The 7341-nt window shown below is 32.0% G+C and carries 4 protein-coding genes; 2 read left to right on the top strand and 2 right to left on the bottom strand.

What is annotated here, in order from left to right; translation table 11 throughout:
- Positions 1-28: 28 nt before the first annotated feature.
- On the bottom strand, positions 29-1804 hold the full coding sequence (locus EVI01_RS03945; protein ID WP_010752221.1) for a hypothetical protein: 1776 nt from the start codon (positions 1802-1804) through the stop codon (positions 29-31).
- Between the two features lie 463 nt (positions 1805-2267).
- Between EVI01_RS03945 and EVI01_RS03950 the strand changes: the two genes are divergently transcribed.
- Positions 2268-3092 (top strand): hypothetical protein, encoded by an 825-nt coding sequence (locus EVI01_RS03950; RefSeq protein ID WP_010752222.1) that lies wholly within the window; start codon positions 2268-2270, stop codon positions 3090-3092.
- A 1057-nt stretch (positions 3093-4149) separates the two neighbouring features.
- Here EVI01_RS03950 and EVI01_RS03955 read toward each other — a convergent pair.
- On the bottom strand, positions 4150-4668 hold the full coding sequence (locus EVI01_RS03955; RefSeq protein WP_010752224.1) for a hypothetical protein: 519 nt from the start codon (positions 4666-4668) through the stop codon (positions 4150-4152).
- A 1068-nt stretch (positions 4669-5736) separates the two neighbouring features.
- Here EVI01_RS03955 and EVI01_RS03960 point away from each other — a divergent pair.
- The coding region (locus EVI01_RS03960; protein ID WP_146811540.1) for a bacterial Ig-like domain-containing protein at positions 5737-7341 on the top strand (1605 nt) is incomplete at its 3' end.

Genomic DNA, 7341 nt, shown 5'->3' on the forward strand with positions numbered 1-7341 from the left:
GATTTGGCAAACGTCTTTTATTATGCAATTATTTTATTTTTTTCCACAAAGTCTTACTCATTCCTAAACCTATAACGACGAATGCTGTCTGCATAATCGGTACTCCAGCACCTGTATACACACTAAGAAAATACTCTTTTTGTTCAGGTGAGTAGGAACAAAACCACGAAACACCAAATAAAAATAGAAATTGGGTCATGAGCAATCCACTAGTGATCACTACCGCTGAACAATAAAATGTGCGATCTTTTTTAGCATAAAATGAACCTAATACTAGCCATATACTCCCAAAAACTGCCAAAATAAGCACAAGTCTACTCGTTTTTTGATAAAGTGCAATTATAAAGTTCGAGACTTTGGCTGTTTTAGATAAGACGAGTACAGGAGGCTGCGGATCTTCGCTATTTACCCAATTGTTCAGTAAAGGAACACGCAATAAAAGTTGTGCCTCTTCTACATCTGCATACGTGCCATAACTATAATTTCCCCCTTGATGAAAATCTTTGTAAAATAGATTATAGCTGTATGCTGTTATAAAAAAGTCTAAAATAACTGGCACATCCTCTACTACTTTTCCATCACCAGTTCCCATAAGGTATAATTCGCGCTTCTTTTTTAACTTTCCATTTTGATAGGCTGTTTCAAGTTCATTATTGACCTTTTTCCAAAATTCATTTGTCTCTTTGGCATTATTTTTATAATAGCCAGACTCATTTAACACATCTCTTAAAGCCCAAAAAATAATGTCTCCTTTTAGTTCTTTTACTTTTCCTGCTTGTGTCCAAGCATGTGTCGTGTATAATTCTTTGATCCTATCAGCTTCTTTAGCAAACGTGGGTGAAACAGCCAAAGCCTTATTTAGCGTTTCATGAGAAACCCAAATTCGACTATCACTTTTATTTATATCTGTTCCATCATCTAATCGGATCAAGTTTTTCATCAATTGCGCAAATTCTCCACTGGAACGATCATTTACCACCGCTAAACCATATATTTCTTCATTCTTATGTTTCAAACATTGATTAGCAAATAAAAACCCTATAAGAGGCATAAAAAACAAACATAACTTCACCATTTTTTTCTTATCAAACGTGATTTGTGAGATGATTTGTTTGAAATCTTTTGTTGGCTTAAATTCAGCCCCTACAACTATTTGAAGAAAACTAATCAACAAAGCCGATGCAACAAAAGGCAATAGCCAAATAGAATCCTCTCGAGTAAACCAATAAAACGGAAAAATAAATGTTAAGAGAAAAAACCAAGGAAAAATGTCTTTCACTGAACGGTATTTCCGATAATAGATCGCTAGTAAACACGCCACAATCATGATAACAGAAGGAATAACAATTGCATTGCGATAAATTCGTGTAGAATACTCATGCGTAAATCCAATTGGTGAGAATAAAAAATAGAGATATACAAAGAATAAATAGCCGTCTTTTTTAACAATCGGTTTAAGACTCAATGTAATGAGCACACTAGCAAGAATATTGAATCCTCCCAATAAAATAGAATAAGGAATCTGCCATTTATTTGCGAGAGCTAAAAATAAGCTATACGAGATACCTTTTGACAAAGTTTTTGCGTTGTACTCTCCTAACCACTGTCCTTCAATTAAATTTTTTGCATAATGAATTAAGAGTTGATCATCATAGTTGGCGGTCATATCTATACTATAGGTTGCTTTATAATATAAGTACAGACGAATCAAGGTAAGAAATAATGCTGTGCCACCTATGAAATAGATCTGTTTTCGTTTGTAAACCATTTGTGCTAATTGAATTTTCTCTTGATATCTCGTCATTTTTTTGAACGATCCCCTCTTTCTTTGTTAAGAGATACTTCAGAGAGATTTTTTAGAATACATTTATCTCTTTGCTCCTATAATCCTCTAGTAAGTATATCAAAAAAAGGAGATAAGACTTCTATCCTTAAAGGAATCTTATTGTCTCGTTCGGTTTGTTTTTGACTATTTAAAATAAAAAAACTCGTTTAAAAATAAATAAGTTCGCTGCTTTTAAACAACACTGTATATTAGAAACAAATAAGCACTTTTCATCATTTATTATACGGAAATATTAGTCGTTGTTCATATTGGGCTCTTTCCATTAAAAAAACTATTATTTTCATTTTCAATTTACAATAATCAAGAAAACAAAGGCATTTTCCATCTTTAAAAGCGTTCCGAAAAATGATATATATTTTTGCAGGGTAACTATTCTTACCTATCTTTATCTAGAAACAAACTTTTATATTTGGAGGGAAAAATGGGAACTTTTTTAGTGTTAATAGGTTTAATTGCTTTTTGTTGGGGATTAGGGGGATTATTAAAGTCCTTTATTAAACGAAAAAAGAAAAAAAAGAATCTTATTATTCTAGCAGTAGCATTTCTATTGATGATTTTTGGTTCACTGATTAGTCCAACGCCTAATTATTCAAGTGCCAAGACAACCACACATTCTGAAAAAATAATAGCGACAAATAAGCGTTCAAACCAAGCAACAAAAAAACAGAAAAAATTAGAAGCCGAACGCAAAGCAAAAGAAGAAAAACAAAAGCTAGAAGCCAAACGTAAAGCAAAAGAAAAAAAGCAAAAGTTAGAAGCACAACGTAAAGCAGAAGAAGAAAAACAAAAACTGGAAGCTGAGCGTAAAGCAAAAGAGCAAGAAAAGATAAACCAAAAAACTGCTGAAGCTACGACAGCTCTTGAGCAAGCCGAAGCGACTCCTACTAGAGAAAATTACAATACAGCAGCTGCTGCGATTCAGGCTATTCCAAATGGCAATCAAAATTTATCTCATCGACTAGCTACGTTAGATGCCACAATCAAAACAAATGAATCTGCCGAAGCTGAGCGTCAACGACAAGCAGCCATCCAAGCAGAACAAACCAAACAAGCAGCAGAAGCAGCTCAAAGAGAGGCGCAGGCGCAACAACAGAACAATGAACAAACCGTTTATATTGCTCCTGCACACGGTAAGAAATACCATTTCAATCCACACTGCCCTGGATTAAATCATGCAAATTCTGTCGTAGCTATCTCGTTGCAAGAAGCGCAAGCACAAGGTTATACTGCTTGTAAGCGCGAATAATATAAAACAATCATTTAAGGAGATACGCTAAGTCAGAATAAAAAATCTGACTTAGCGTTTTTTTGATAAAATATGTGTTTGTTTCCTTGAGTGTTGTCTCCTATTCATTAAACGTGATAAGTTCTTATACCCTTCAATTACAGTAATTCTTTTCTCCATTACTATATGGATGAAAATTATTCTTATAGGCAAGTCACTCAATGAATGATTCATCCTCCCGCAACAGTCTATACCTCATTCTTTTTAATCGATCAAACAACATAAACAATCTTATGCATTCTTCTTTTCATGGTATGATGGATTTGTCTTACTTACCAAATCATTTGACGTCATCTAACTGATGTCATTTTCATTTCTTGACTTTAAATTTAATAAAACTAATTATGTTAAAGGAGTTGTTTTGATGAACGAATTAAGTCATAAAGGAAAAATGTTTGTCTTTCCCCTATTAATAGGATTAATCATTTTGTGTAGTGCCATGTTGATAATGGGTTTTGATCTTGTCTTACTTAAATTAATATTACTAGTTCTTTCAGTCTTTAAGAACGTTTCAACCACGGGTAACTCTGATCCTTACATTGTAGCTAATCTTTATATTTTCCTGTATGGTATTCCCGCAATAATTCTAAATTATCTTTTCATCAATTATTGGGCAAACAATAAGTTGCCAAGTTTTATCGCTCATTTTATTCCTAAATACCATTCAGAATTATTAGGTAAGACGTTAGATATTTTCACTTTATTTATTACTCTTATCCTTTTTCTATATAAAAATTCAGATGTATCCCTTGCACCTAATACGTACAATTCTCTACTTTTGTCGATCTATCCATTTAATTTGAGTTATAAACTCTATCAATATGTGCCCCTCTTAAGTCATCACGTCGAGGCAAAAGAATCTAAGTCCATACCATCTAACTCATCCGATATAACCCAGTAATTCATTTCCTCCTCTTTTTTAAGGCTAGAATTTTCTAGTCTTTTTTGTCCTTCTTTTTTTAAATTCCTATTTATCATTATCTATTTGTTACCTGAAATAAAATAATCAATGACTATTTTAAAGAGTTGGACTTTCTTGCATTTTTCTATTAATTTTTACATTCTCTTTTTGCCTCATGCTTTCCAACAAATCCTCTGTTTTTTCGCTTAGCTCAGCATATTTATTTTTTTCTTTACTTACTGAATATTTTTTTGCATCCTTTACTTTATTCAAAAACCATTGTATTTCATTTAAGGTCAGTTGTTTCTTTTCTTTATGAGTTAATAAAAGTTGAGAAATTTTTATTTGTTGCTCCCTATTTTTTTCAGGAAAAATCTTTTTTATAAATAGACGAATGATTTGTTCTGCTTGCTCCTTCCTTTTGGTACCAATCACAGTAGACTCTTGATAGGCGTGTTCTATATTTATTCGCCTAAAAACTAATGGTATATTTGGTAATTCATCAGAAAATTTTTCAATTAAATCAACTAGTAAATTAGGCCCTTCACTTTTTTCAACATTTTTTATTTCTTCCACTATTATTTTATTCAACTCTTCCCATTTCATCTCATCTATTACATTTTCCAATTTCGGCATGCTATTTCTCTCCTTTTTAATTATATGTTACATTTTTATTTCCATATGAAAGAACTATTTTTTCATAAAAAAGAAATGAACTTAAGAGGGTTTTGACCACTCGATTATTCATCAAAAGATCAAAAAAGCAAGTAACCTTTAAAGGTTTAGAAGAATGAAAACAATTGATGGAAGAAAAAAACACCGCAAAAAAAAATCAGTAGAAATATTTAACACAATTAACGACAAACACCAAACAGATGGTGAATCATATAATAAATAGACTGCCACTAAGCTGAGCCCTCCTTTAATCTCCTGCCTCTTATCTTTTACTAAGTCATAATAAGTACAACAATAAATCGCGGATCCATTTCATCACAATAAATAATTTTGAAGACTTAAATCTTCAAAAACAAATAACAATTGAGCGTTTTCGCCCTATATATGTAATGCCAACTATGTCTGCAAGAATCATGTGAAATTAGAGCTTTCATTAAATAATCTAATTACCTATTGTTATCTCTCCATTTATGGATTCTTTTACTGACAGTATATTGTTGCTTGATTTTCGATTTTATTTACCTGTTTCATAAAATGAACAAATGCAAGTGTGGTACTTCTAAATAAACTTAAAAAAGAGAGGATAAATGGATAGCTCCTTATTTATTTCTCAAAAAATCGTTTTCTTTAATATTCTCAATTTTATTCGCACCCCTTCCAGAAATTGTATTTCTATTAAATATCCAATTCTATTTATGACAATAATCTATCTTAAATTTCAAAATACCTGTTTTTTCGAGTAAACTTCGAAAAATGTTCAGTATAGGCTTTTGCTTATAACAAAAACAATCCTACTTTTAATATAAAATTTATCTACTTTTCCACATATTATCACTTTGGGGTAGTGTGCTTTTTGATTAAAATTATTACCTATTAATGTGTTTAATCGCACACTTTAAACTTGTTTACCGACCATTTTCCCGCCTGAAAAAATCCGATAATTGAACCTAATTAAATAACTATATCTCTTACTATACTAAGAGTTAGAATTAATGAAATCTAACGTAAACTTTCAAAGGGGGAGAAAAATTGAGTAAAAAGAAATTATCAAAAAAAAGGAAAAAACAATTGCTGGCGCTATTTATGTCAGCAGGCATGATGACAAACACTCTTGTTAGTGCAGGAGTAGCATTTGCCGAAGAAAATACGATAAACAAAACACAGTTATCGAGCAATACAAATAAAAGTGACAGTGTTAAAGCAACAGATAAATATGAAAAACCAGTTCTTGAAAGTCCTTATATTTATCAGACTGATTTGAAGGGAAGAACTACTCCTAATACAGATGTTTTAATTTCAGATTATGAAGGGTTCGATGGATATGTAACCACACATTCAGATTCATTAGGTAACTTTACTGCGACTAGTTCTTTAATAAATAATCTTACAAAACATACTCCTGGAACTACTCTTTATGTAAAAGCTGGTGATACAAAAAATGAAAACTATGGTGAAGCGGAAACTACTCTAATTCATTATCCTACACCTAAAGTAAACGAAACTTATGCTTATGATACAGAAATAAAAGGAACAGCTTATCCAAACTCTAGAGTTTTTATTTCTGATAGTGATTTTGGTGGATATGTAACTGTTGAAGTTGATTCATCAGGTAATTTTACAGCTCCTGTTTCTCTGTTAAAAGCCTTAACAGACTATGAAAGTGGCAATACTTTATATTTTAAAAGTTCCGAGAGTGATATATATAGTCAAGCAGTCAGTCTAACATCCTCCACGAAAATTACAGAAAACCAATCATCCATTACAGCGAATGACTTCACATTAGAATATGGTGCAGATTTTAATGATCAAATTGCTATTGAAAAAGCATTAGCAACTGCAACAGATGCTAATGGAAATGAAGAAGGCGTCAAAGTTAAAGAAAGTAACGTAGATACAAGTAAACCTGGTGAATATAGCGTAACTTTCATTTCTGATTCAGGAAAAGAAAAAACGGTTAAAGTCACTGTAAAAGAGGCAGCAAAAAAAGCAGATACACCAGTCTTCAATCAACCTTATTATTATAATAATGATTTAAAAGGGAAAACTTCTCCGAATGCGTATGTAGATATTCGTATAAACGCACCAGGTGAAACCGACTTTACTGTTCAAGCAGATGGAAATGGAAATTTTACAGTTCCAAGCGAAACATTAAAAAAATATAGTGGTTATCAAGTTGGAAAGACCATTTATGCTACAGCTTCATTTGGAACTACTGAAACAACAAGCTCTGTAGCAATGGTAACTATAGAAAGTCAACCTGAGATTTTAACTGTTGATCCAGTATATGAAGATAGTGAGTATATTACTGGAACATTAACTAAAGGATACACAGGTGCCATTATTGCATACGATAGCAATAATAATATAGTTGCTGTTGCAGGTCAAAATGAATCCACTAACGGAACATTTAAATTAGCTATACAGAGAAAGCCAGTTCCAGGTGAAAAGTTAACCATAAAAAATTTTGATTCAGAAGGTGTCACAATTATTAAAGGAAAACAAATTACCGTACAAGAAAGAAATGTCGCTCCAACCCTTCAGTCAGAAAAAGAAATTCATGTTCCTTATGGCAGTGAATGGAGTGACGAAATTGCAAAAGAACAAGCCAAAGTCAAAGCAACAGATGGCAAAGGA

Source organism: Enterococcus villorum, from assembly GCF_007990225.1.
In the GTDB taxonomy this organism is placed as follows: Bacteria; Bacillota; Bacilli; order Lactobacillales; family Enterococcaceae; genus Enterococcus_B; species Enterococcus_B villorum.